The sequence below is a fragment of the Treponema sp. OMZ 857 genome (assembly GCF_024181085.1).
GTDB lineage: Bacteria > Spirochaetota > Spirochaetia > Treponematales > Treponemataceae > Treponema.
Genome location: NZ_CP051147.1, coordinates 1,946,902 through 1,968,550, shown reverse-complemented (window position 1 = coordinate 1,968,550; position 21,649 = coordinate 1,946,902). Strand labels below are relative to the sequence as shown.

Annotated in this window: 20 protein-coding genes; 11 read left to right on the top strand and 9 right to left on the bottom strand. The window is 45.8% G+C overall.

The annotated features are described in order from the left end of the window. Positions 1–2 precede the first annotated feature (2 nt). From E4N66_RS08885 to E4N66_RS08855, 7 genes are all read left to right on the top strand, one after another. Complete coding sequence (locus E4N66_RS08885) at positions 3–260, top strand: hypothetical protein (RefSeq protein WP_044013158.1); 258 nt, start codon at positions 3–5, stop codon at positions 258–260. Between the two features lie 290 nt (positions 261–550). Beyond that, positions 551–985 (top strand): hypothetical protein, encoded by a 435-nt coding sequence (locus E4N66_RS08880; protein ID WP_253727737.1) that lies wholly within the window; start codon positions 551–553, stop codon positions 983–985. After that, positions 982–1,425: a hypothetical protein gene (locus E4N66_RS08875; protein WP_253727736.1), complete on the top strand. Its 444-nt coding sequence runs from the start codon at positions 982–984 to the stop codon at positions 1,423–1,425. Before E4N66_RS08880 ends, E4N66_RS08875 begins: the two co-directional genes overlap by 4 nt. 442 nt (positions 1,426–1,867) lie before the next feature. Further along, on the top strand, positions 1,868–2,743 hold the full coding sequence (locus E4N66_RS08870; RefSeq protein ID WP_253727735.1) for a hypothetical protein: 876 nt from the start codon (positions 1,868–1,870) through the stop codon (positions 2,741–2,743). A 178-nt stretch (positions 2,744–2,921) separates the two neighbouring features. After that, positions 2,922–3,227, top strand: a complete 306-nt coding sequence (locus E4N66_RS08865; RefSeq protein WP_253727734.1) for an FmdB family zinc ribbon protein — start codon at positions 2,922–2,924, stop codon at positions 3,225–3,227. 4 nt (positions 3,228–3,231) lie between these two features. Further along, complete coding sequence (locus E4N66_RS08860; RefSeq protein ID WP_253727733.1) at positions 3,232–3,591, top strand: double zinc ribbon domain-containing protein; 360 nt, start codon at positions 3,232–3,234, stop codon at positions 3,589–3,591. A 195-nt stretch (positions 3,592–3,786) separates the two neighbouring features. Beyond that, a complete protein-coding gene (locus E4N66_RS08855; protein WP_253727732.1) occupies positions 3,787–5,052 on the top strand; it encodes a Glu/Leu/Phe/Val family dehydrogenase in 1,266 nt (421 codons plus the stop codon). Positions 5,053–5,194: 142 nt separating this feature from the next. Here the strand turns inward: E4N66_RS08855 and gyrA are convergent, their stop codons facing one another. Together gyrA and gyrB are read right to left on the bottom strand one after the other, a co-directional pair. Next, the gene (gyrA, locus tag E4N66_RS08850; RefSeq protein ID WP_253727731.1) at positions 5,195–7,708 is read right to left on the bottom strand and encodes a DNA topoisomerase (ATP-hydrolyzing) subunit A; all 2,514 of its coding nucleotides are present in this window, start codon (positions 7,706–7,708) and stop codon (positions 5,195–5,197) included. A gap of 13 nt (positions 7,709–7,721) precedes the next feature. After that, positions 7,722–9,638 (bottom strand): DNA topoisomerase (ATP-hydrolyzing) subunit B, encoded by a 1,917-nt coding sequence (gene gyrB, locus E4N66_RS08845; RefSeq protein WP_253727730.1) that lies wholly within the window; start codon positions 9,636–9,638, stop codon positions 7,722–7,724. 298 nt (positions 9,639–9,936) lie between these two features. On the opposite strand from gyrB, the gene E4N66_RS08840 reads away from it, so the two are divergent. The 4 genes from E4N66_RS08840 (at position 9,937) to rpsD (ending at position 12,893) form a co-directional block, all read left to right on the top strand. Then, positions 9,937–10,569, top strand: a complete 633-nt coding sequence (locus tag E4N66_RS08840; RefSeq protein WP_253727728.1) for a TetR/AcrR family transcriptional regulator — start codon at positions 9,937–9,939, stop codon at positions 10,567–10,569. 17 nt (positions 10,570–10,586) lie between these two features. Continuing rightward, the gene (locus tag E4N66_RS08835; protein WP_253727727.1) at positions 10,587–11,360 is read left to right on the top strand and encodes an EFR1 family ferrodoxin; all 774 of its coding nucleotides are present in this window, start codon (positions 10,587–10,589) and stop codon (positions 11,358–11,360) included. Beyond that, positions 11,357–11,806, top strand: coding sequence for a DUF2141 domain-containing protein (locus E4N66_RS08830; protein WP_253727726.1), 450 nt, complete (start codon positions 11,357–11,359; stop codon positions 11,804–11,806). The genes E4N66_RS08835 and E4N66_RS08830 overlap by 4 nt, the downstream gene beginning before the upstream one ends. A 472-nt stretch (positions 11,807–12,278) precedes the next feature. After that, a complete protein-coding gene (gene rpsD, locus E4N66_RS08825; RefSeq protein WP_044013137.1) occupies positions 12,279–12,893 on the top strand; it encodes a 30S ribosomal protein S4 in 615 nt (204 codons plus the stop codon). 132 nt (positions 12,894–13,025) lie between these two features. Here rpsD and uraA read toward each other — a convergent pair whose 3' ends face one another. The 7 genes from uraA to murF form a co-directional block, all read right to left on the bottom strand. Next, the gene (gene uraA / locus E4N66_RS08820; protein ID WP_253727724.1) at positions 13,026–14,279 is read right to left on the bottom strand and encodes a uracil permease; all 1,254 of its coding nucleotides are present in this window, start codon (positions 14,277–14,279) and stop codon (positions 13,026–13,028) included. Between the two features lie 140 nt (positions 14,280–14,419). Next, a complete protein-coding gene (locus tag E4N66_RS08815) occupies positions 14,420–15,319 on the bottom strand; it encodes a tyrosine-type recombinase/integrase (RefSeq protein WP_253727723.1) in 900 nt (299 codons plus the stop codon). A gap of 425 nt (positions 15,320–15,744) precedes the next feature. After that, positions 15,745–17,028, bottom strand: a complete 1,284-nt coding sequence (gene ftsZ / locus E4N66_RS08810) for a cell division protein FtsZ (protein WP_253727722.1) — start codon at positions 17,026–17,028, stop codon at positions 15,745–15,747. Positions 17,029–17,051: 23 nt separating this feature from the next. Beyond that, positions 17,052–18,293: a cell division protein FtsA gene (gene ftsA, locus E4N66_RS08805; protein ID WP_253727721.1), complete on the bottom strand. Its 1,242-nt coding sequence runs from the start codon at positions 18,291–18,293 to the stop codon at positions 17,052–17,054. Further along, positions 18,286–19,125, bottom strand: a complete 840-nt coding sequence (locus E4N66_RS08800; protein ID WP_253727720.1) for a cell division protein FtsQ/DivIB — start codon at positions 19,123–19,125, stop codon at positions 18,286–18,288. Before E4N66_RS08800 ends, ftsA begins: the two co-directional genes overlap by 8 nt. Then, positions 19,125–20,261, bottom strand: a complete 1,137-nt coding sequence (gene ftsW, locus E4N66_RS08795) for a putative lipid II flippase FtsW (protein WP_253727719.1) — start codon at positions 20,259–20,261, stop codon at positions 19,125–19,127. The genes E4N66_RS08800 and ftsW overlap by 1 nt, the downstream gene beginning before the upstream one ends. Continuing rightward, positions 20,258–21,649: a UDP-N-acetylmuramoyl-tripeptide--D-alanyl-D-alanine ligase gene (gene murF / locus E4N66_RS08790; RefSeq protein WP_253727718.1), complete on the bottom strand. Its 1,392-nt coding sequence runs from the start codon at positions 21,647–21,649 to the stop codon at positions 20,258–20,260. Before murF ends, ftsW begins: the two co-directional genes overlap by 4 nt.

The following is a 21,649-nucleotide window of genomic DNA, read 5'->3' as shown; positions in this document are numbered from 1 at the left end:
GTATGAAAAGAAGTGTACGGAAAACGCTATTGATAATAGCGCTGATATTAAACATAGGTCTCATTCCGCTGCAAGCGCAAGCGACGACGGTCTTTACCTCATTTTATAGTGCGTGTGCAATTGCAATAATAGGCGGTGCTGACGGACCGACTTCTATTTATATTGGGCAAGGCGAGCTTCTATCGCTTATTTTCCGAGCAATCATGGTGTGCATACATATTTATACGATCGGTATCCTCATCATGGCGCTTAAAGAATGAACATCACGTGGTGGGGGAAAGGGCTTGCCCTTTCCCCCACCTGAATACGACGGAAAAAGAGACTGCTGAAATGATATCGGCAGTCTCTTTTTTTGTGGTGCTATACACTTTTAATCGTTTTCCTGCGTATCGCTTTTTTCTAATTTTTTTTCAACACGGCTCATAAAATGAGTAAGCGACACATCGGCGGATGCACTTTCAAAAGAGTATGTAGAAAATGAAGTTATAAAGCAGTATATAGATGACCCTAAGTATACGATTATTCTATCTCTGATGAACTCATATTGCCTGTGAAAAAAATTCATGAACTTTTTAGTACAAAGTATTATGAGAAATCCGATTTTAGGGAATCAACCTTTGATGGTATTTTAACTGGTCTCAATGGACTAGAAGCAGATGATTCAGTAAAAAAGAGAATAAAACCGCTTTACAGTAAAGATATGCTTTGCTATTTAGTGGCTGATAGTGTGGGTTTTGATAATCCAGATGCAAAATCAAGTTTGCTTGTTGCTGGTAGGTACAATGGAAACGGTTGTTATATTCATAAAACCAACTATTTAGAAAAGCTCCCAATGTTTGCAGCTAGCCGTTACATTACCTACAACCGTGAATGGACTGAACGTGCGAGAATTATGAAATCAGCAGATAAAGCGGAAATATTTTTTTATGATGCGAAAAATGGAAAATTGAATACTTTTACGAATATGACTCAAATGGCGATATGATATATTTTCATAGCACGATTGGTGGTGTACCATATTTAAATTACCATGCAGAATATGAAAATCATAAATTAGTTCATAGATATAATCAGGCAGTACTTGGTGAACATCATGAATGGTGGAAATATACAGATGACTTTAGAAAATGTACTTATAAAAATTCTCTAAAAGATGGAACTACATATTATGAATATGATTCCCATGGAAATAAAATTTATGAAAAAAGTTATTTAGGTGAAAAGTTTTATGAATATGATGATAACGATAATTTAATTTCAAAGAAAACAATCTATGAAGATGAAAAGATCAATATGACAATTTATGAATATGACACTATGGGTAACAAAATCTCTGAAACAGATGGTCTTTTTGATACGTATTATGATTATGAATTCTATGACAATGGTAAAATAAAAACTATAGTATCATATAGAAAATCATAATACCGTTTTCAAAGCAGATAAAAACTTTGGCATCTCGTTAGGAAGACTGAAAATCATATAGTTTTTTAGAAAATAAATGAATAACCGGTAGCCTATAATTTCAAAGTTCTCTTTTCATTTTGATCTTTTAATGTGCGCACTTACTAAATGCAGCGTCAAGCGATGAGAAATGGACAAGGGAAAAATTATACCGTGTCTAAAACATTTATTGATAGTAGCTGCTGCTGCGAAAGACATAAAACAAAACTCATAACAGATATGTTTCAACAGGAGCAGCCCGGTATATTTTTAATTTTCGCCAATATTAGAAAATCCACAATATTCTGATGATTTCAAATTGACAGTATGTCCTCGTACGTATTATAGTGGGCTGGGATGGCGAAAAAACAACTAACTTTTGCGTCTTCCTCAAGGTTGAATCATTCAAGATAAGGGGAATTACATGCAAAAGCTTTACTTTTCTAAAATATTCGGAGTCGGCTGTATTATTGCGGCACTTATACTGGCAAGCAGCTGCGTATCACGTTCTGTTGAGTATGATATACGAGCATTCGGTGCTGTTGGATCGGACGCCGATGTGTATATAGTTGCTCCGGTTATCGGGAACGAACCGCTTTTAAAAGCTCTGTTTACCGCTTTTGTGCCGGAGAGAACCGCTCTGCAGTACTTAAACCGGACATCGGTACTGTATATCGGTGCAGACTACGGGGCGCCGCCATCGGTAACCGTTGTTTCGAGCGGTTCTTATCCTGTCAGTTTGGGAGATTTGCTATTTTCTAAAAAAGACGGTTGGGAAAAACGCCGCGCGGCAGCACTGAACAATCGTACCTATTATTCTTCTGCGGTTGCTGATATAGTGGTTCAGGAAAAAATAGCCTTTATGTGCTTAGGCGGCAATCAACGGAATTCGGCAGCGTTTTTGCAACGGATAGCCGAGCCTCAACCCCCAATATTTCCGCCCCGATTTCAGGCGCTGAGTGAAGCCGGTAGGGTAGGTGAAATCGGCTTATATGCCCGTTCGGGAGGCTCCGTAGTATCCGCTTTGTTAGGCTTAGAGGATATTGAGCTGCCGATACGGTCGATAGAGCTTTATCTGAAAAGAGATATCAACTCAATGTATCGGTGTTCCGCGGTATTTGAAGCAACAGACGCTCGCGCGGCTCTTGTAGTCCGGTTGCTTCTGAGTCATGGTTTGAATGGAGCTTTTTCCGTTCAAGACTCTTTTATTTTTGTAGAAAATGCCGATATTACAGAAACAGAGCTCATTACAATGCTGCGAGGTATAACTTCGGCTGCTAACATTGCGCAGCCTCGTTAACCGTCAAGTTTTCTACCGAAAACTTGCTTATTGTATGCCATTTCTCATTTCATTCCGAAATGGCATAATGCATCGGTTCTCGAGAATTGATATTCTCTCAACCGTTGCATTTTAAGGAAGGTATAACTTCGGCTGCTAATAGAGCGTTTTAATTACTTGATTGATCTGTGGAGGGCTTATGCCTACGTATGACTATATGTGCGATTCTTGCGGAGCTTCTTTCGAGGTACAGCATAAAATGACCGATACGCCCGCTATAGTTTGTCCGCAATGCGGAGCATCTGCTCATCAAGTATTCTCGGCTGGTTTTGGATTAAATTTTACCGGTAAAGGTTTTTATCAAACCGATACACAAAAAGCATCTGCATCTGCAGATGCGAAGAAGGCTGATGTGCAAGGTTCCTCTTCGCAAGGGAAAAGCAAATCGGCTCATTCGTGCAGTAGAGGCTGCGGATGCTCAGGCGGCTGTTCGTGTTCAAGCTAAGTATATGAATAAACAACCTAAGTTTTTTTGTGAAAATTGTAATGCAGAAGTGCGTCGTGATGCAGTGATCTGTCCTCATTGCGGCCGTTTTTTTGCCTCCGTGCGGTGTCCCAGTTGCGGATTTACCGGAACACATAAAGAGTTTAAAGACGGATGCCCCTCATGCGGTTATGCGTTCACTCCTGATCAGCAAGAGAACAAAAAGGATACTACAAAAAAGCTAAAAAAAAAGAAATTCCGTATTGTGCAATACGTCGGACATGAAGCCGATGCCCGCACTGACACCGATCCCTTACCTTTATGGGTATACGGGGTAGTCCTTTTACTTTGTGCGGTTCTTGCAGCAATTTTCTTCCTCGTTTAAGTTATTTATTCCGAACAACAACATCGATGCTATTCTAATACCCTGAAGATACGGTAAATTTTTGCTTGACTGTTAGCAATTTCGGCTCTATACTTATAGATAATATAAGCGAGGTAAAATGAGTATAGCTAAAGTTTTTAGTTCCATTTTTACCATAATATAATTGTTTGCTGAAACTTATTGAGGAGGAGTTTTATGAGCAAAGAAACCTTAAACCCGTTGGCGAATGCACAGGCACAAGTAAAAAAAGCATGCGATGCTTTGGGTACGGATCCCGCGGTATATGAATTATTGAAGGAACCGCAGCGGATGATCGAAATTTCCATTCCGGTAAAGATGGATAACGGTTCTATCAAAGTATTTAAGGGATATAGATCTGCGCATAACGATGCGGTCGGCCCCTACAAGGGCGGAATTCGCTTCCATCAAAATGTTAATGCCGATGAAGTAAAAGCTCTTTCTATTTGGATGAGTATTAAATGCCAAGTAACCGGTATTCCCTACGGCGGCGGAAAGGGCGGTATCACTGTTGATCCTTCCGAACTTTCTCAGCGCGAACTTGAGCAGCTCTCACGCGGCTGGGTACGCGGTTTGTATAAGTATTTGGGCGAAAAAGTAGACGTACCTGCTCCGGACGTCAATACCAACGGCCAGATCATGGCATGGATGCAGGATGAATACAATAAGCTGACCGGCGAGCAGACCATCGGTGTATTTACCGGTAAGCCGCTCACCTACGGCGGTTCCAAGGGAAGAAACGAAGCAACCGGTTTCGGCGTTGCTGTTGTTATGCGTGAAGCATGCAAAGCAATCGGTATGGATTTAAAGAAAGCAACCGTTGCCGTTCAGGGTTTCGGAAATGTTGGAAAGTTCACCGTTAAGAACATCATCAAGTTGGGCGGAAAAGTTGTTGCAGTTGCAGAATTCGATAAGAAAGAAGGCACATACGCGACCTATAAGGAAAGCGGCTTTACTTTTGAAGAATTGAACGATGCAAAAACAAAAGACGGCAGCTTGCTCCACGTACCCGGCGCGAAGAAAATTTCTCTCGATGACTTCTGGGCATTGAATGTCGATGTTATCAGCCCCTGCGCAATGGAAAACGCGATTAAAGAGCACGAAGCCAACTTGATCAAAGCAAAATTGATTTGTGAAGGTGCAAACGGCCCCATCACGTTGGAAGCGGACGATATCCTTTACAAGAAAGGAATCCTCGTTACTCCCGATATTCTGACCAATGCCGGCGGCGTTACCGTTTCTTACTTTGAATGGGTGCAGAACCTCTACGGCTACTACTGGACTGAAAAAGAAGTTGAAGAGAAAGAAGAGCGCGCAATGGTCGACGCATTCAACCCGATTTGGGCATTGAAGCAAGAAAAGAATGTTTCGTTCCGCCAGGCAACTTACATGAAGTCCATCAAGAGAATTGATGAAGCGATGAAGGTAAGAGGCTGGTATTAATCCCGAACTTCCTATCTATCTGAAAATTGCGGGAACCTCTAAAGATTTTCATTTTTAGAGGTTCCTATACGGTTAGATAAAAGGGTTTAATTTATAAGGCGTATCGGTTCCTTAAAAAGAAGCCGATACGCCTTTTTTTATGTTAAGCATCCCCGCCGTCGAGGTCAAGCTCTCCGTTGAAGGTTGTTTCCGAAGCGGGCGGCGCGATGTCTTCTTCATCCTCGCGTGCAACCACATCCAACCCGATGAGCTGGTCGGGGCTTTCGATATCGAGAATTTTAACACCCTGCGCGGCGCGTCCCATCACATTAATAGAAGAAACCTGCACGCGGATGGTCTTTCCCTGTCCGGTGATGCAGACAATTTCGTCATCGTCAGCGACGGCAAGCAATCCGACCACTTCGCCGGTTTTTTCGGTAATGGTGTACACCTTTTGCCCGCCTGTACCGCGCCCATGCGGAGAAAACTCGGAAAAATCAACCCGCTTGCCGTAGCCGTTCTCGCTCATCACGAGGAGCTTACCGCCGTTAATCCGAAGCGCGCCGGTCAGCTCATCCCCGCCGGACAACCGAATACCGATTACCCCATGCGAAGCGCGGCCTTGGTCGCGTATTTCGGTTTCGGAAACGCGGAGCGCCTGTCCGTGCCGGGTTACCAGCATTAGCTCATCTTTACCGGTGGTAAGGATTGCACTCACGAGCTTATCCCCTTCATCGAGCTTAATGGCGATAATACCGCGCGTTTTGGCATTTTGGAAGCTATCGGTCTGCACCTTCTTCACAATACCGCCTGCCGTCGCCATCAGTAGGTATGTGTCGCTACTAAACTCTTTTAAGGATACAATCGTGGTAATTTCCTCGTCGGAAGATACAGCGAGCAGCGACTTGATATGAGAACCGCGGCTTGTACGGCTCGCTTCGGGGATTTCGTGTACCTTAACCCAGTACGCCTTCCCCTCATTGGTGATAAACATGATATAGTCATGCGTGGACGCGGTGAAAATCTGGTCGACAAAGTCATCTTCAACCAAGGCTGCCGAGTTAGACCCCTTGCCGCCGCGGTTCTGCCGCTTGTAGGCGGTAACCGGTACCCGCTTGATGTAGCCGAGGTTGGAAACCAGTACCACCATCTGCTCTTTTTTGATGAGGTCTTCGATGTTAATCTCTTCTACCTCATCGCTGACAATATCGGTACGGCGGTCGTCGCCGAATTTCTCTGCAAGCTCATCGGTTTCCTGCTTAATAAGCGCAAGAATTTTTTCAGGATGCGCCAAGAGGTCTTTCAAATGTTCAATCAGCAGTTCAAGCTCCTGCAATTCCTTGCGGAGGTCTTCAATTTCGAGGCTGGTGAGGCGCTTGAGCTGCATATCAACGATTGCCTGCGCCTGTATGTCATCAAACGAAAACCGCTCCATCAACGCGTTCTTGGCGCTTGCCGTATCGCGGGAGCCGCGGATAATCTTAATCACCTCATCGATGTTGTCGATGGCGACGATAAGGGCGCGTAAAATATGGGCGCGTTCTTCAGCTTTTTTCAGGTCGAAGCGGACGCGGCGGGTAACAACCTCCTGGCGGTGCGCAACAAAGTAGCCGACCAGCTGCTTGAGCGTCAGGGTCTGCGGCCGCCCATCCACCAACGCAAGGTTGATAACGCCGAATGATGACTGCAGCGCTGTCTTGGAAAAGAGTTGGTTCAGCACCACCTTTGCGATTGCTCCCCGCTTCAACTCGATAACCAGCCGTAAGCCGGCGCGGTCTGAGGTTTCATCGTTGACGGCTGCAATCCCTTCTATCACTTTTTCACGGGCAAGTTCACCGATTTTAGCAACGAGCGCCGTGGTGTTTACCTGATAAGGCACTTCGGTAAAGATAATCGTTTCCTTGCCTTTTTTGTCAACTTCAATATTAAACCTGCCGCGGACTAAAATCTTTCCGCGTCCGGTTTTAAATGCCTGCCGGATGCCTTTTTTGCCGAAGATAATGCCGCCGGTCGGAAAATCCGGCCCCTTAATATACTTAGCAAGCTCATCAATGGTAATGTCGGGATTGTCGATATAGGCGGAGACCGCTTGAGCAATTTCACGTAGGTTGTGCGGCGGCATATTGGTTGCCATACCGACGGCGATACCGCTTGAACCATTCGCCAATAGGAATGGAAACTTCCCGGGCAATACGATCGGCTCCTGCGTAGAATCGTCAAAGTTCGGAATAAAATCAACGGTGTCTTTTTTGATATCCTCTACCATCGACTCTGCAAGCCGCGCCATCTTTGCTTCCGTATAACGGTAGGCTGCAGGCGGGTCGCCTCCGATGGTACCGAAGTTTCCTTGCGGATGGATTACCGGATACCGGAGCGAAAAATCCTGCCCCAACCGGACAAGCGCATCGTAGACGGAAGCATCGCCGTGCGGATGGTAGCTTCCCAGTACATCACCGACAATCTTAGCGCATTTTCGCGTCGGCCCCGAATAGCGCAAGTTCTTTTCTTCCATTGAATAGAGGATTCTGCGGTGTACCGGCTTCAAGCCATCCCGCACATCAGGCAGCGCGCGGCTCACAATAACCGACATCGAATAGTCTATATATGCACGTTTTACTTCAGTTTCAATTGGAATGGGGATTAACACCCCGCCTTCCGGCGTTTTTATCTCTTCCACGTTTTATGCTCCATTACACATCGAGATTTGCGTACACCGCATTTTCTTCGATAAACTTGCGGCGCGGCTCTACTTCTTCGCCCATCAGTGTGCTGAAAATCCGATCTGCCTCTACCGCATCGGGCAGGGTTACCCGCATCATCTTACGGCGGGCGGGATCCATCGTTGTCTCCCAGAGCTGCGTGCCGTCCATTTCACCCAAACCCTTGTACCGTTGCACCGCGGGGCTGATGTTGCGTCCGATTTCATTCAAAATACTGTCCCGTTCGCTATCATCGTATACATACCATTCTTTCTTATTGTAGGAAATTTTATAGAGCGGCGGCATTGCGAGATACACATAGCCGTGCTCGATCAGTTCCGGCATATAGCGGAAAAAGAAGGTGAGTAAGAGCGTGCGGATATGGGAACCGTCCACGTCGGCATCAGCCATGATGATAATCTTATGATACCGGATTTTATCAAGGTTAAAGTCCTCGCCGATGCCGGTACCGAGCGTTGCGATAATCGGCTGGAGTTTCTCATTGCTCATCACCTTGTCGAGCCGGGTCTTTTCGACGTTCAGCATCTTTCCCCACAGCGGCAAAATTGCCTGCGTTTTGCTGTCGCGCCCCTTCTTTGCGGAACCGCCTGCAGAATCACCTTCTACAATGTAGACTTCGCATTTTTCAGGATCTTTTGAAGAACAGTCTGCGAGTTTTCCCGGCAGTCCGAAGCTGTCAAGGCCGCTTTTCCGGCGGGTCGCTTCCTTCGCCTTGCGTGCTGCGATACGGGCGGTTGCTTCACCGACTGCTTTTTCGAGGATTTTATCGATTTCGGTCGGATTTTGCTCAAAAAAGAGGGTGAGCTTTTCGTTGATAAAGGTGTCAACAATGCTGCGTACGTCGCTGTTGCCGAGCTTGGTCTTCGTCTGTCCTTCAAACTGAGGCTCAGGGACTTTGACCGACAGTACCGCCGTTAAACCGGCTCGCACGTCTTCGCCCATCAGCTTTTCTTCTTTTTCCATCTTTTTAGAAAGCTTGGCGTTTTTTTTCAAGAATTCATTCATCACGCGAGTGAGCGCCGTTTTAAAACCTTCGAGGTGGGTACCGCCCTCGCGCGTGTTAATATCGTTGACAAAGGAAAGGATGTTTTCTTTATAACCGTCGTTGTACTGCATTGCAAGTTCAACAATGACATCGTTTTTTTCACCGTCAAAATAGATCGGTTCTTTTGGCAGCACCTGTTTGTTCTCGTTCAGGTAACGCACAAAGTGAGAAAGACCGCCGTCAAAGGCAAAAGTAACTTCTTTGGGTGTAGAAAGCCGCTCATCCCGCAATACGATGCTGATGGTGTTGTTCAAAAAGGCGAGTTCGCGCAACCGGACTGCCAGTACGTCAAAGTTATAGGTGGTCGTTTCGGTAAAAATAGTCGGGTCGGCAGTCCAGCGGATGGTAGTGCCGCGCTTTTGCGTTTCTCCTCGTTTGGCAACCGGGCCGAGCGGTTCACCGGCGGCAAATTTCTGCACATATTCAAAGCCGTCCCTGCAAACAATCGCTTCCATACTGGTGGAAAGTGCGTTTACAACAGAAACACCGACACCGTGCAAACCGCCGGAAACCTTGTACGAACCCTTGTCGAATTTACCGCCTGCATGGAGCCGTGTCAAAACCAACTCCAGCGCGCTCACGCCCTCTTCGGGGTGAATATCGACGGGAATACCGCGTCCGTTATCTTCTACCCTGACGGTATCGTTTTTTTCCAATACGACTAAAATGGTATCGCAATAGCCCGCCATCGCTTCGTCGATACAGTTGTCGACAACTTCGTACACCAAATGATGCAGCCCGTCGGGACCGGTAGAGCCGATATACATTCCGGGGCGCTTGCGGACGGCGTCCAGCCCCTTTAAAACCGTAATATTTTCCGCTGAATATGAAGGCGTTGTCATGCACTATCCTTAGAGAATAAAATGAAGGGAACCGATAAAAGGGTGATTTTTAGCGGTATCCTATGAATTATGGGGTATTCTATAAAATGATGATAATGATAGAAGTTCCCGTTCTTTATGAAAATCGAGCTATCATACTATAATCGGCCGAAAAAGTAAAGGCGGTGGAAAATGAGTGTTTATCCTTCCGTATAAAATAAACTCTATGTAAAATTTTGCATACAAGTAAAGATTATAATCTTGACATTGTAAAGATTATAAGTTACCATCTTGTCAGTGTAAAGATTGAGAGGAGCTTATGTGTACGTCGAATTTACCTTACCACCGCAAGGATCTAAAAAATCTATTGATTGAAAAAGGAATCGAAATTGTTAACGCCGATGGCTTGCAATCTTTTTCGTTGAGAAAAGCGGCAGCTGCCTGTAAAGTCAGTCATGCTGCTCCGTACAGTCATTTTCACAACAAGGAAGAATTGTTGAGCGCAATGCAGCTGCATATCACCGAGCGTTTTTCGCAAATACTCGAGGTGGCTATCGTCGAAAATAAAAATCCTGCCGCATTATTAAAAGATATAGGTATAGCCTATGTTTCTTTTTTCATTGAAAATCCCTCTTATTTTCAATTTTTGTATGCCAACTCCGATATCAAGGTGGATTTAACTTTATCGATACCGGATGAGGAAAATTACACCCCCTTTATTCTGTATAAAAATAGCGTTCTTTCATTGCTCGATCAAAGTACGGTTTCAAAAGAAAAGCAAAACGATATTCTTATAACGACATGGGCTTTTATACACGGACTGACGGCATTGGCAACAATGAAAAATGTCCGCTACGACAAAAATTGGAAAGAAAAAATCACCGATTTTATGGATTTGCTTGAACCGTCTTTTTTAAGCAGTGCTCATTTTCAGCGGGCAGCGGTAAAGTAGCGATATAAGGACATACTATGAATGGTATTTATTTTAGCGGAACGGGCAATACAAAATACTGCATGGAAGTATTAGTAAAAGCAACGGGAGGCAAGGCTTTCAGCATCGAAACAAGAGAAGCCCTTGAAGTCTTACGCATATCGGATGAAATTGTGATCGGTTACCCCATTTATTTCAGCGACATTCCGCGTATTGTAAAAACGTTTATTGTAGAACATGCCGATATGTTTTGCAAAAAGCGCGTTTTCGTTATTGCGACGATGGGGCTTTTTAGCGGAGACGGCGCGGGACTTGCGGCGCGGCTGCTTCAAAAATACGGCGCCGTTGTTACAGGAGGTTTGCACATACGAATGCCGGACTGTATTGCCGATGTAAAGCTTTTGAAAAAAACGCTTGAAGAAAATAGAACTCTCATATTGGTGGCAGAAAAAAAAATTGAACAAACGGCAGATGGTATAAAGCGGGGCATCTATCCCAAAGACGGCTTGTCCCTTTTGCATCACATTGCAGGTTTATTCGGACAACGCCTGTGGTTTAAACGGCATGCAAAAAAACTGACTGAGCAGCTTAAAATCCGAACGGATCGCTGCATCGGCTGCGGAATATGTGCGGCACATTGTCCCTCAAAATCATTGCATATCGAAAACAATAAAGCCGTATTTTGTCCCGGAAACTGCACGATATGTTATCGATGTATCAACAACTGTCCTACAAAGGCGATCACACTGATAGGTACGGACGTATTCGAACAGTGCCGCTTTGAAAATTATGGAGAGGAGAAAACAACATGAAAAAGATAAATACGAAAAAAACATGTGCCGTATTTTTCTGTCTGATGTGTCTTTGGTCAGCGTATGCCCAAACAACGCAGAGCGAAGTGCACTACGATGTTGAAATCGTCGTTACCGGTATACAAGAACATTCGGGGGCGATTGTGATAAGTATTCATGATTCAGCGGAAAGTTTTAACAAACGGCTCCCGTATCAAACTGCCGAACTGGCTGTAACCGGAGAACAAGCGGTGTATCATATACAGCTAAAGGCCGGCGAGTATGCTTTTTGCGTGTATCACGATGTCAATAACGACGGAAAACTCAATACAAATGCGATAGGCATACCAAAAGAACCGTACGGCTTCAGTAACTATGACGGAAAAGGATTTCCCGGCAATTTCAAAAAACACAAGGTGTTAATAGGCGAGGCAATGACGATAACAATCCCTTTGACCAAACTGTAAACAGGGCAAACGCATCAGGTTGTTTTTTAACGACTCCGCGGAAAAAAAATTGAGACTATTCGACCAGAGTTGAACCTCTGCGCGGTTCAAATGGTCTCACAGTTTCAATTTTTCCGCGGTTCTTATTTACGCTACCTGATGCGTTTGTCCGCTTGTTGAAAAAAATGCGCAAAATTTTGGATAAAATTTTGCACAGAAGGACGGCGTATCTCTCTTACAATATTGATAATGCAGAATTTTTGAAACTATAAAGGCACAATCTTGACAAAAATGGATATTTTAAGATAAGCTATATCATTATGTTCTGCCGTACGCGGCTTTCATCTCGATGAAGTACGGTAAGCATGATCCGGTAAACGCTGATAATCAAATGCGGTTTTGGGCGTTTGCCATGCTCTTTTTTATCGTTCCCTAATAAAAGAGACTACTGTAACACCGCTGCGGTGTTCTTATTAGATTTACGAGGTGAAAAATGGCAACGAGACAGCCGAAAGGTAAATTGGTCCGCCGGTTCGGATCAAATATTTTTGGAAATCCTAAGTACAGTAAGTTATTGGATAGAAAACCGAATGCTCCCGGTAAGGAACGCGGTGCTAAACAACGCGGAAAGCTTTCCGTTTACGGCGAACAGTTAAAGGAAAAACAGAAATTCCGCTTTGCGTATGGTATGTCTGAGCGTCAGTTCAGTAATCTGTTCCAAAAAGCATTTAAGATGTCCGGTGTTACCGGTGATAATATGCTCTCCTTAATGGAACAGCGGTTGGATAATACCATTTATCGCATGGGATTTGCGGTAAGTCGTGCACAGGCGCGTCAGATGGTTTCTCATGCTTATTTCTTACTGAATGGTAAACCGGCAAATATCCCGTCCATGCGGGTGAAAGTCGGTGATGTCATCACGACAAAAGACAAGAAAGGCTTCCAAAATCTTATCCGGCACAACTTAAGCACCGTACAAGGTTCAAAGGGAGGGTGGCTTTCCGTTAATGATGAAAACTTATCTGCAACGGTAACGGCACTTCCTACTCCCGCCGATATTCAACCGGTTGGAAATATCCAGTACGTCGTCGAATTCTATTCTCGGTAGTATAGAAAGGATTTACTAAAAACCGAAGTTTTAGTGATCCGAATAAGTATCCGAACAAAAGACCGTGAGAGAAATCTTGCGGTCTTTTTTTGTCCGAATGTGTGGGTTCGACAACGCAGTTATCGAACAGGTCTATTCTAAGGCGTTTATTTTTTCAAAGATATAAAAGATTAAACTCATCAATACCGCGACAGCGGAAGCAAGTACCATTCCTTTAAATTCAATTTGTCCTAGTCTAATGGATACGCCGCTCAATCCTGTTGTAAAGACAATAGAGGTCAGCATAAGGTTTTTCGGTTTGGAATAATCTATTTTTGAGTCAACCAAGAGTCGGATACCGGAGGCGCCAATCATTCCGTATAATAAGAACGTTACACCGCCGATAACATCGCCCGGTATAGTCTGGATAACTGCTGCAAGGGGGCTGATAAAGGCCATTAGGATGGAAATGACCGCAGCTCCGCCGATAACGTACACGCTGTACACGCCGGTAACTGCCATAACGCCGATATTTTCACCGTATGTTGTCGTGGGAACACCGCCGACCATACCCGAAAGCGCAGTGGAGAAATTATCTGCAAAAATGGTACGGTGCAAACCCGGATCCTTAATAAGATCTCGCTTAATAATATTCGATGTAACTACCTGATGACTGATATGCTCACTTGTGATGACTAGCAGCACCGGCAGCATTGTTAAAATTGCTTTGATGTCGAATTTCGGTAATTGAAAGTGGGGAAGGGTGAAAAGCCCCGCTTCTTTAATCGGTGTAAAGTCGATCAAACCAAAAAAGACGGAAGCTGTGTATCCGGCGATAATTGCGATAAGGATCGGGATGGTGGAAAAGAAGCCTCGAAAGAGAACTGATCCGAATACCGCGACGCCGAGCGTTATAAAAAACACCGTGATATCCGCCGTGGTAACGGTATCTGTCATAATATTAGCCCCGATATTGCCGCCGCGGACGGTAAGACTGACCAGCTCAAACCCGATGAGCGCAACTACGGAACCCATTGCTGCAGGGGGAAGGATAATATCAATCCATGACGAACCGAATTTATAGATAATCAGAGCGATAAGACAACCGAGTAATCCCGTTACTACGAAGGCGCCGAGCGCATATTGGAATCCCATGCTCGATATAATCAAACTGGCAGGGCCTAAAAACGCAAAGCTGGAACCGAGGTAAGCCGGAGCCTTTCCCTTTCCGATAAGGATGAAAAGCAGCGTTCCTATTCCGTTCATCAAAAGCACGATGCCCGGGTTGATTTGGAAAATGATTGGAACCAGAACCGACGCGCCGAACATTGCGAACGTGTGCTGTAAACTGAGTGGGAGAAAAAGACTTGCCGGTATTTTTTCATCTACCTGATAGATTTTTTTCATCAAAACCTCCATCTAACATATTAAAATGCAGGCAGTACCGAGCTGTATCGTCGGTATTTGCCCAAAAATTTTTGACTATAGCATTTTTACCGATACCGGTACAAGAGGAGATTTTCTTTTTATCGGGGGGGGGGGTAGCTTTAATGTTTTTTTTCAAAAAATTTGCGGTGATATGCTTTCAAATCCTTGTCTTCGATATGGGTGTAAATTTGGGTGGTAGCGATGCTCGCATGGCCGAGGAGACATTGTACGGAGCGGAGGTCAGCGCCGCCTGCGAGCAGATGGGTTGCATACGAGTGACGGAGTGTGTGGATTTTTGTGGTAACGCCGCTCAGTTGTTCGATTTCCTGCAAGCGTTTCCAAATACCCTTACGGGTAAGGCGCTCCCCGTGGTGATTTAAGAACACCGCTCCTGTCGTTTCAGTGTTTTCGCGATGAGCCGGTTTTAAAAGAAGGGGGCGGGCAGTTTTTAAATAGACACTGAGCCGCGCTTCCGCCTGCGTTCCGAAGGGGATGATGCGCTCCTTTCCGCCCTTTCCGTGAACTTTCAACAGCTGCTCATTAAAGAATACATCTTCCAGTGAAAGCGTTACCGCTTCGCTTACCCGCAGCCCCGCCGAATATATCAGTTCAAACAGGGCGCGATCGCGGATGCCGTTCGGTGTATTCAGCGGGATGGCTGCCAAAAGCTTGTCTACTTCATCGGGGGCGAGCGCCCGCGGTAAGTTTTTTTCACGTCGGGGGCATTCCAACTGTTCTGCGGGATTATCGGCGCGGACGTTTTCCAGCTGCAAAAATCGGTAAAAGGAGCGGAGCGCTGCCTGATCTTTTGCAAGCGTTCTTCCTGTTACGCCTTCTTCCGCCCGGGCAAGAATGAAGCCGATACAATCGTCTTGAGAAGCGTCTTCGATAAGGCGCTCCTCTCCCATCTGCTGCTGAAAGAGGCGCAGTGTATTGATATATGTTTTAGCCGTCAGCTGCGCCCGCGCCTCCGCCGAAATTAAATACCCGTAAAATGCCCGTAATTGTATTTCATTCATCGTAATTTACTCAGGATAAGCACACCAGACCTCCTTTTGAAAATAGGCGGACATCTGCGTTGTCGCTTAACAAAAAACAGTCCTCGACGTACAGCAAGTACGCCTGCGGGTGTTTTTTGTACGCTCCTAGCATCTGCCTCGCCTTTTTTCAAAAGGCTAACGGAAAGATTGTTTTTAATAGCCAGTGGAGCTATTATTCTACTGCTGGAACCATCGCCTTTCGAGGAGGTTCTGATACTAGTATCTTCCTTTTGTGCGAAATTTCGCACACTTTATTTTTTAGAAGAAAGGTAATCGCATCAGATAGATAAATCAAAATCGCAGAATAATTGAGGCTGTGAGACCATTTGAACCGCGAAGAGGTTCAACTCTGGTTGAACAGCCTCAATTATTCTGCGGGGCTGTTAAAAAATAGTCTGATGCGATTACCTTTGGTTGCGCAAGTACGCCGGAACATCCAAATCGGTATTGGCGCCGGGGAGCTGCACACGGATAGGCTGCCGCGGGGCTTCGGTCATTGCCGGTTGTTGAAGCGGCGGGGCTGCCGGTATTCCTGCATTCCGCGGGCCGAGGCCGGGTAGGCTCGGCTGTTGCGGTGTTTGCAGTTTTGCCCATTCGCTTGCCGAAATAAAATCGTTTTGTAAAAACGACGTATGGAGCGGATCAGGCTGAGCTGCTGACTCCGCTGACTGGCCCTGCTTCTGCATCACCCCTTGAATCGGATCCGTGTCGGTAGGGAAGCCCGTTGCGATGACCGTTACGGTAATTTTATCTTTCATAGATTCGTCGGTTTCGTCGACAGCGATACCGTAGGTGTTTTCCACATCCGGATCGGCATTTGCCATAACGATTTCCATAATATCGTTTACTTCTACGGCAGAAAGTGATTCCGATGCGTAGATATTAACCAATATCCGCTTTGCCCCTTCGATATGGGAATCCTCCAACAGCGGGTTGTTGATGGCATCGGTTGCCGCATCAACCGCACGGTTTTCTCCCGATCCGGTGCCGACGCCTATCAACACATGTCCATTGCCGGCCATCGTGGAGCGGACATCCGCAAAGTCTATATTGATTATTCCGTTCTTTGTGATAATATCCACAATGCCCTGCACTGCACGGCGCAGTACGTCGTCCGCCATAACAAAGGCGTCTTTTATCGTCTGCTTACTGTCTACAAGGTTTAATAAATGCTGATTGGGGATAACGACCAGCCCGTCGACATTTTCCCGGAGTTTTTCAATTCCCGCTTCGGCGATACGCATCTTTGCGCGGCCTTCAAAAGCGAACGGCTTGGTAACGACACCGACCGTTAAGGCTCCTTGGTCGCGGGCGATTTTTGCAATAACCGGCGCAGAACCGGTACCGGTACCGCCTCCCATACCGGCGGTAATAAACACCATGTGTGCGCCGCGTACCGCATTCGCAATAATTTCGGTGTCTTCCATAGCGGCTTTTTCGCCGATTTCAGGTTTTCCTCCTGCACCGAGTCCTCCGGTTAACTTTGAGCCGATTGCCAATTTCATCGGCGCTTTTGAATAATTGAGTGCCTGTACATCGGTGTTTGCTACGATAAAATCGACGTACTGTATGTTGCACTCCAACATCCTATTAACCGCATTCGAACCGCCTCCGCCCGCACCAATTACCTTGATAACGGTGGGATTAACCGGTAACAATTCATTTTGCTGCATCACTTGATAATCCATATATGTTCCCTCCCTTTCCTCTATTAAAATAGATTTTTCCAAAAGTCTTTGATTTTGCCGACAATTTTACCCGGCTCTGCTTCTGTTTTTTTTGTTTCTTCACCGGAAGCCGCTTGCTGTTTGTACTGAGATAAAATCAGTCCAAGTACGGCAGCGAATTCGGGACTGCGGTATTCTCCGGTTAAACCGCCGAAGGTTCCCGGGATACCTAACCGGACAGCCGGTGTGCCGAAGATTTCGGAGGCAAGTTCTGTAGCACCAGGCATAAGCGAACCGCCGCCGCAGAGAATCACATTGCCTGCAAACCGGTTTGAAGCGGTTACAGGGGCTATTTTATCCTTTACCATCGTAAAGATTTCTGCCATTCGGGCTTGCAGAATATCGCATATATCCGCTTTTTCAATCTGTATCGGCGCCCTTCCGCCCGGAGCGGAAATTAGTACGGATTTATTATCTTCCAAAAGCGGCTGCCAGCAGCATCCGTCAGTTATCTTGACCTTCTCAGCGGTTTCGGATGAAAGCCCTTTTACAATTGCCAAATCGTTTGTCGCATGACCTCCGCCTACGGGCAGCACTGCCGTAAGAACCGGCGCTCCGCCGGACATCACCACAATATCGGTGGTGCCGCCCCCGATATCGATGAGTACCGAACCGAGATCCTGTTCTTCCTGTGTCATAACGGATTCTACGGCGGCCAAACCGTGATACATCGGGGTATCAACTTGTAAATTGGCACGCTTCACGCAATCGACAATATTTTTGATGCAGGTAACCGATCCGGTAATAATATGTACTTCCGCTTCGATGCGGACGCCAATAACATTATGCGGATCCACAATACCGCGCTGGTCGTCAACAATATACGATTGCGGGATAACATGCATAACGCGCCTATCCATCGGGATAACGACTGCTCGTGCTGCTTCTATAACACGGTCGATGTCCTGCTGGTCTATTTCGCGGTTTCCTTTACCTTTATCGGTAACGGCTACGATGCCGCGGGAATTAATCCCTTCAATATGGGTTCCGCCGATTCCCGTAATGCAGTGGGTAATTTCTACGCCGGACATCATCTCCGCGGATTCCACCGCTGCATGGATTCCCTGTACGGTCTTTTCAATATTGACAACCGTTCCTTTCCGTAAGCCTTCAGAAATACCGGTACCCACGCCGATAATTTGCAGAACGCCCGTTTCCAGTTTTTCAGCGACAACGGCTCTGATTGCGCTGGTACCTATATCCAATCCGACTATGACATCACTCATTGGCTTCACCTCTTAAACGGTAGGAAGCGGTTCCTGCCCGTACATCCAACTCCTCAATCTCCGCACTCAGATCAAATTTTTGTATGACATCCAATGCCAACATCATATACCGCAATCGCTCCTCATTCAATGTACTGTCGGTGCGTACCTTCACTTGCGTTTGTACCGGATAGAGGATGAGATCAAAACCGCCGTATTTTTTCTGTTCAATCTTTATTTCAGATATCTCGCTGAGTAAAACCGGATTTTTTTTCTGCAAAAGATCCAGCTGTTTGAACAGCGGTACAAGCTGCTTGTGTACCTTCATTCCCGCCCGTATAGTCTGAAAGGAAAGACCACTGATAACAGGCAACTCCGGCTGCCCTTTCTTGGAAGCCGTTTTAAATACTGTTCCCGTTTTATCTATTTCCATCGGGATGGTGCGGCCGCTGACTGTTGCAAGCAAGACACCGACCGGCTTCCGTTCGGTTATTTCAATCAGTACTTTGTCCGGATACTTTTTGAGTACCCGTGCTTCCGCAACGAGCGGATAACTTGCAACCCGATGCAATAACCCATCTTTATCGATCTTTCCCCATTTTTCCGTTCCGGTCAGACCGGCTGCTTTTTTCAGTTCCGCTTCGGAAATGGTATCATTTCCTAAAACCTGTATCTTTGCCGTTGAATTAAAAGGCAAAATAAAAAGGTGATAGACGGCGTCTCCCACTAAAAACAACAGCATCGCTAAAATAAGGATTTTCAGGAGCTGCTTTCCTTTTGTTTTTTTAACGGCTTGAGGTATTTGACGCGATTCGGTATATGCGTGGTTTTGTAAACCGATAATATCAGACATTATGAAGCACTCCTTTTTGCATAACTTGAAACATTGATAATCAGTCCGCATAGGCAAAGACTGGTAATGAGCGAAGATCCTCCGAATGAGAAAAAGGGGAGGGGAATACCGGTTGCAGGCAACAGACGGACAACGACTCCTAAATTTAAAAAAGACTGAAGGACGATTGAAGATGCTGCTCCGAACGCAACATAGCAGCCGAATCGATTCTTACAGGAAAACGCAATCAAATAGGCTACCGCGGTAAATGCAAGCAGGAGTGCAAGATAGCCGCACACGCCTAAAAAGCCCATTTCTTCCGCCCATGCGACAAAAATAAAATCGGAGTATATTTCGGGAACACTCGAAATTTTATGCACACCATTCCCTATTCCCGTACCGTAAAGACCGCTGCCGGTAAGCGCTTCGATTGCTGCATTGATTTGATAACCCGTATCGAGCGGATCGCTATCGGGGGAGATAAAAGAGAGTACACGCTTCATCCGGTAGGTTGAAGTAACAACCATAAGTACCGCGCAGGGAATGGTAACAATCAATCCCTTCAGGAACCAGAGCAGCGGTCCTCCTGCCGCAAAAAACATCACCATAAAGATAAGCATTAAAAAAATCGCACTTGAAAAATCATTTTCAAGGTATATCAGCAATACGAATATCGATGTGATAAAAAAAGGCGGCAATATGGAAATCAGCGGAACATCCAATTGATCCGCTTTTTTATCAAAGAAGTTTGCAAGAAAGATAATGAGCAGAAGTTTGATAAATTCCGACGGCTGCAAACTGAAACCTCCGATGGAAATCCAGCGGTTGGCGCCGTTCCGCGGTGAAGCGATGCCCGGAATAAAGGGAAGCAACAGAAGGATAAAGCCTGCTATCAAGAGATAGGGGAGCAGTTTTCGTAAATGATCAAAACTGAAGAATGAAAAAAAGATGAGGCCGATGCAGCCTATAAGGAGATTTCGGAATTGCCGGACAAGGAAGTAAGAAGAATCATCAAAAAACCGTTCGGCATAATGCAAAGAACCCGAATAGAGAACGGCAATTCCGATTCCAACCATGATGAGTACGAGCAGAATAAATGTGAAGCTGTACCGGTCTCGGTTGATATTCTTTTCGACGGTGATAGTGTGGTGCATCATACCCGCTCCTTTTGCAGAATAGGTTCAAACTGCTCGAGCGCAAGGCTGCGGGATCCTTTCAGAAATACAAAATCGTTCCGGTTTAATAAACCGTCTAAAGTGTCACGGAGTTTATCGGCAAAGGCTTCCGTAAAGCAGAAAAAAGGTTTATTTGCAGTGTTTTCTTGCTCGATGGCTGCCGTGCACATCTCTCTACCGAAAAAGAACAATGCGTCGGCATCGGAATCGAAGGCCGCGGCACATACGGCTTTATGTGCAGCAGGGGATTCTGCACCCAGCTCCTTCATCGAGGCAAGTATATAAATCTTTTTGCCGCTTACTCGGATATTTGCACACAGAGCAAGTCCTGCATTCATCGAATCGGGATTTGCGTTATAGCAATCGAGCAGGTAGGTTACCGGCCCGCGGATAATTTGCGATCTTCCGAATAAGGGGTGTATCTGTTCGATGCCCGCTTTTATCGACTGCAACCGGATATGACAGTATTCCGCAACGGCAATCGCGGCAAAGGTGTTTTGCACGTTATGGATTCCCGGAAGCGGTAAGCGGATAGTTTCTCCCCGATACCGTATCTCCGCACCGGAAAGTCCTTCGAGGGTATAGGAGCCGGGATCCGCACTGTAGGTAACTATTTTTCCGCGCGGTACTTCTTGCAAGAACGCTGTATACTCATCCTGAGCGGGGACGAAACCGACGGAGCTTTCATCAAAACAGGAAAAAATTTCTTTTTTCTCCCGGGCAATAGCGTCTTTGGAACCGAGCATTCCGATGTGAGCGGTACCGATATTGGTGATAACGGCAATGTTCGGTTTCAAGACTGCGGCAAGCTCCGCAATTTCTCCCTTCCGGTTCATACCAAGTTCAAAAATGCCTACTTCATGTTCTTTCGTTACGGTAAAAACCGACAGCGGCAAACCTGTTTCGGAATTGAGGTTGCCCTCATTTTTTATAATTCGGTATTTCTGTGCAAAGATGGATGCAAGCAGTTCTTTTGTCGTCGTTTTACCGTTTGAACCGGTTACTCCGATTTTAATGAGCTGCGGGAATTGTTCCAGATAGGCTGCCGCGGCATCTTGCAGTGCTTTTAACGTATGATCAACGCGGATACAGGCTGCCTGATATTTTTCACAGAGGGTGTGTATTTGTTGGGTGTTTTCTTGAACGCCGAGGTACGCTGCATCGGCAAGTACGCAAGCAGCTCCATGCTGTAACGCTTGTTCGATATAGCGGTGTCCGTCCTGCTGTGTACCCCGCAGCGGAATAAAAAGCGCATGATCGCCTACTGTTCTGCTGTCTGTGGTAACAGAGTCAAAACCTTGATAAGGAGAATAATTGCAAATAAATGTTCCTGCAACTGCCGTGCAGAGAGCCTCCCAACCCAACAACAT

Excerpts from the sequence above, each read along its gene's own strand:
- rpsD (WP_044013137.1), top strand. The coding sequence starts at position 12,279 with ATGGCAACGAGACAGCCGAAAGGTAAATTGGTCCGCCGGTTCGGATCA.
- E4N66_RS08815 (WP_253727723.1), bottom strand. The coding sequence starts at position 15,319 with ATGAATGAAATACAATTACGGGCATTTTACGGGTATTTAATTTCGGCG.
- E4N66_RS08840 (WP_253727728.1), top strand. The coding sequence starts at position 9,937 with ATGTGTACGTCGAATTTACCTTACCACCGCAAGGATCTAAAAAATCTA.
- E4N66_RS08800 (WP_253727720.1), bottom strand. The coding sequence starts at position 19,125 with ATGTCTGATATTATCGGTTTACAAAACCACGCATATACCGAATCGCGT.
- E4N66_RS08885 (WP_044013158.1), top strand. The coding sequence starts at position 3 with ATGAAAAGAAGTGTACGGAAAACGCTATTGATAATAGCGCTGATATTA.
- ftsZ (WP_253727722.1), bottom strand. The coding sequence starts at position 17,028 with ATGGATTATCAAGTGATGCAGCAAAATGAATTGTTACCGGTTAATCCC.
- E4N66_RS08830 (WP_253727726.1), top strand. The coding sequence starts at position 11,357 with ATGAAAAAGATAAATACGAAAAAAACATGTGCCGTATTTTTCTGTCTG.
- E4N66_RS08875 (WP_253727736.1), top strand. The coding sequence starts at position 982 with ATGATATATTTTCATAGCACGATTGGTGGTGTACCATATTTAAATTAC.
- E4N66_RS08865 (WP_253727734.1), top strand. The coding sequence starts at position 2,922 with ATGCCTACGTATGACTATATGTGCGATTCTTGCGGAGCTTCTTTCGAG.
- ftsW (WP_253727719.1), bottom strand. The coding sequence starts at position 20,261 with ATGATGCACCACACTATCACCGTCGAAAAGAATATCAACCGAGACCGG.
- E4N66_RS08835 (WP_253727727.1), top strand. The coding sequence starts at position 10,587 with ATGAATGGTATTTATTTTAGCGGAACGGGCAATACAAAATACTGCATG.
- uraA (WP_253727724.1), bottom strand. The coding sequence starts at position 14,279 with ATGAAAAAAATCTATCAGGTAGATGAAAAAATACCGGCAAGTCTTTTT.
- E4N66_RS08870 (WP_253727735.1), top strand. The coding sequence starts at position 1,868 with ATGCAAAAGCTTTACTTTTCTAAAATATTCGGAGTCGGCTGTATTATT.
- gyrB (WP_253727730.1), bottom strand. The coding sequence starts at position 9,638 with ATGACAACGCCTTCATATTCAGCGGAAAATATTACGGTTTTAAAGGGG.
- ftsA (WP_253727721.1), bottom strand. The coding sequence starts at position 18,293 with ATGAGTGATGTCATAGTCGGATTGGATATAGGTACCAGCGCAATCAGA.
- murF (WP_253727718.1), bottom strand. The coding sequence starts at position 21,649 with ATGTTGTTGGGTTGGGAGGCTCTCTGCACGGCAGTTGCAGGAACATTT.
- E4N66_RS08855 (WP_253727732.1), top strand. The coding sequence starts at position 3,787 with ATGAGCAAAGAAACCTTAAACCCGTTGGCGAATGCACAGGCACAAGTA.
- E4N66_RS08860 (WP_253727733.1), top strand. The coding sequence starts at position 3,232 with ATGAATAAACAACCTAAGTTTTTTTGTGAAAATTGTAATGCAGAAGTG.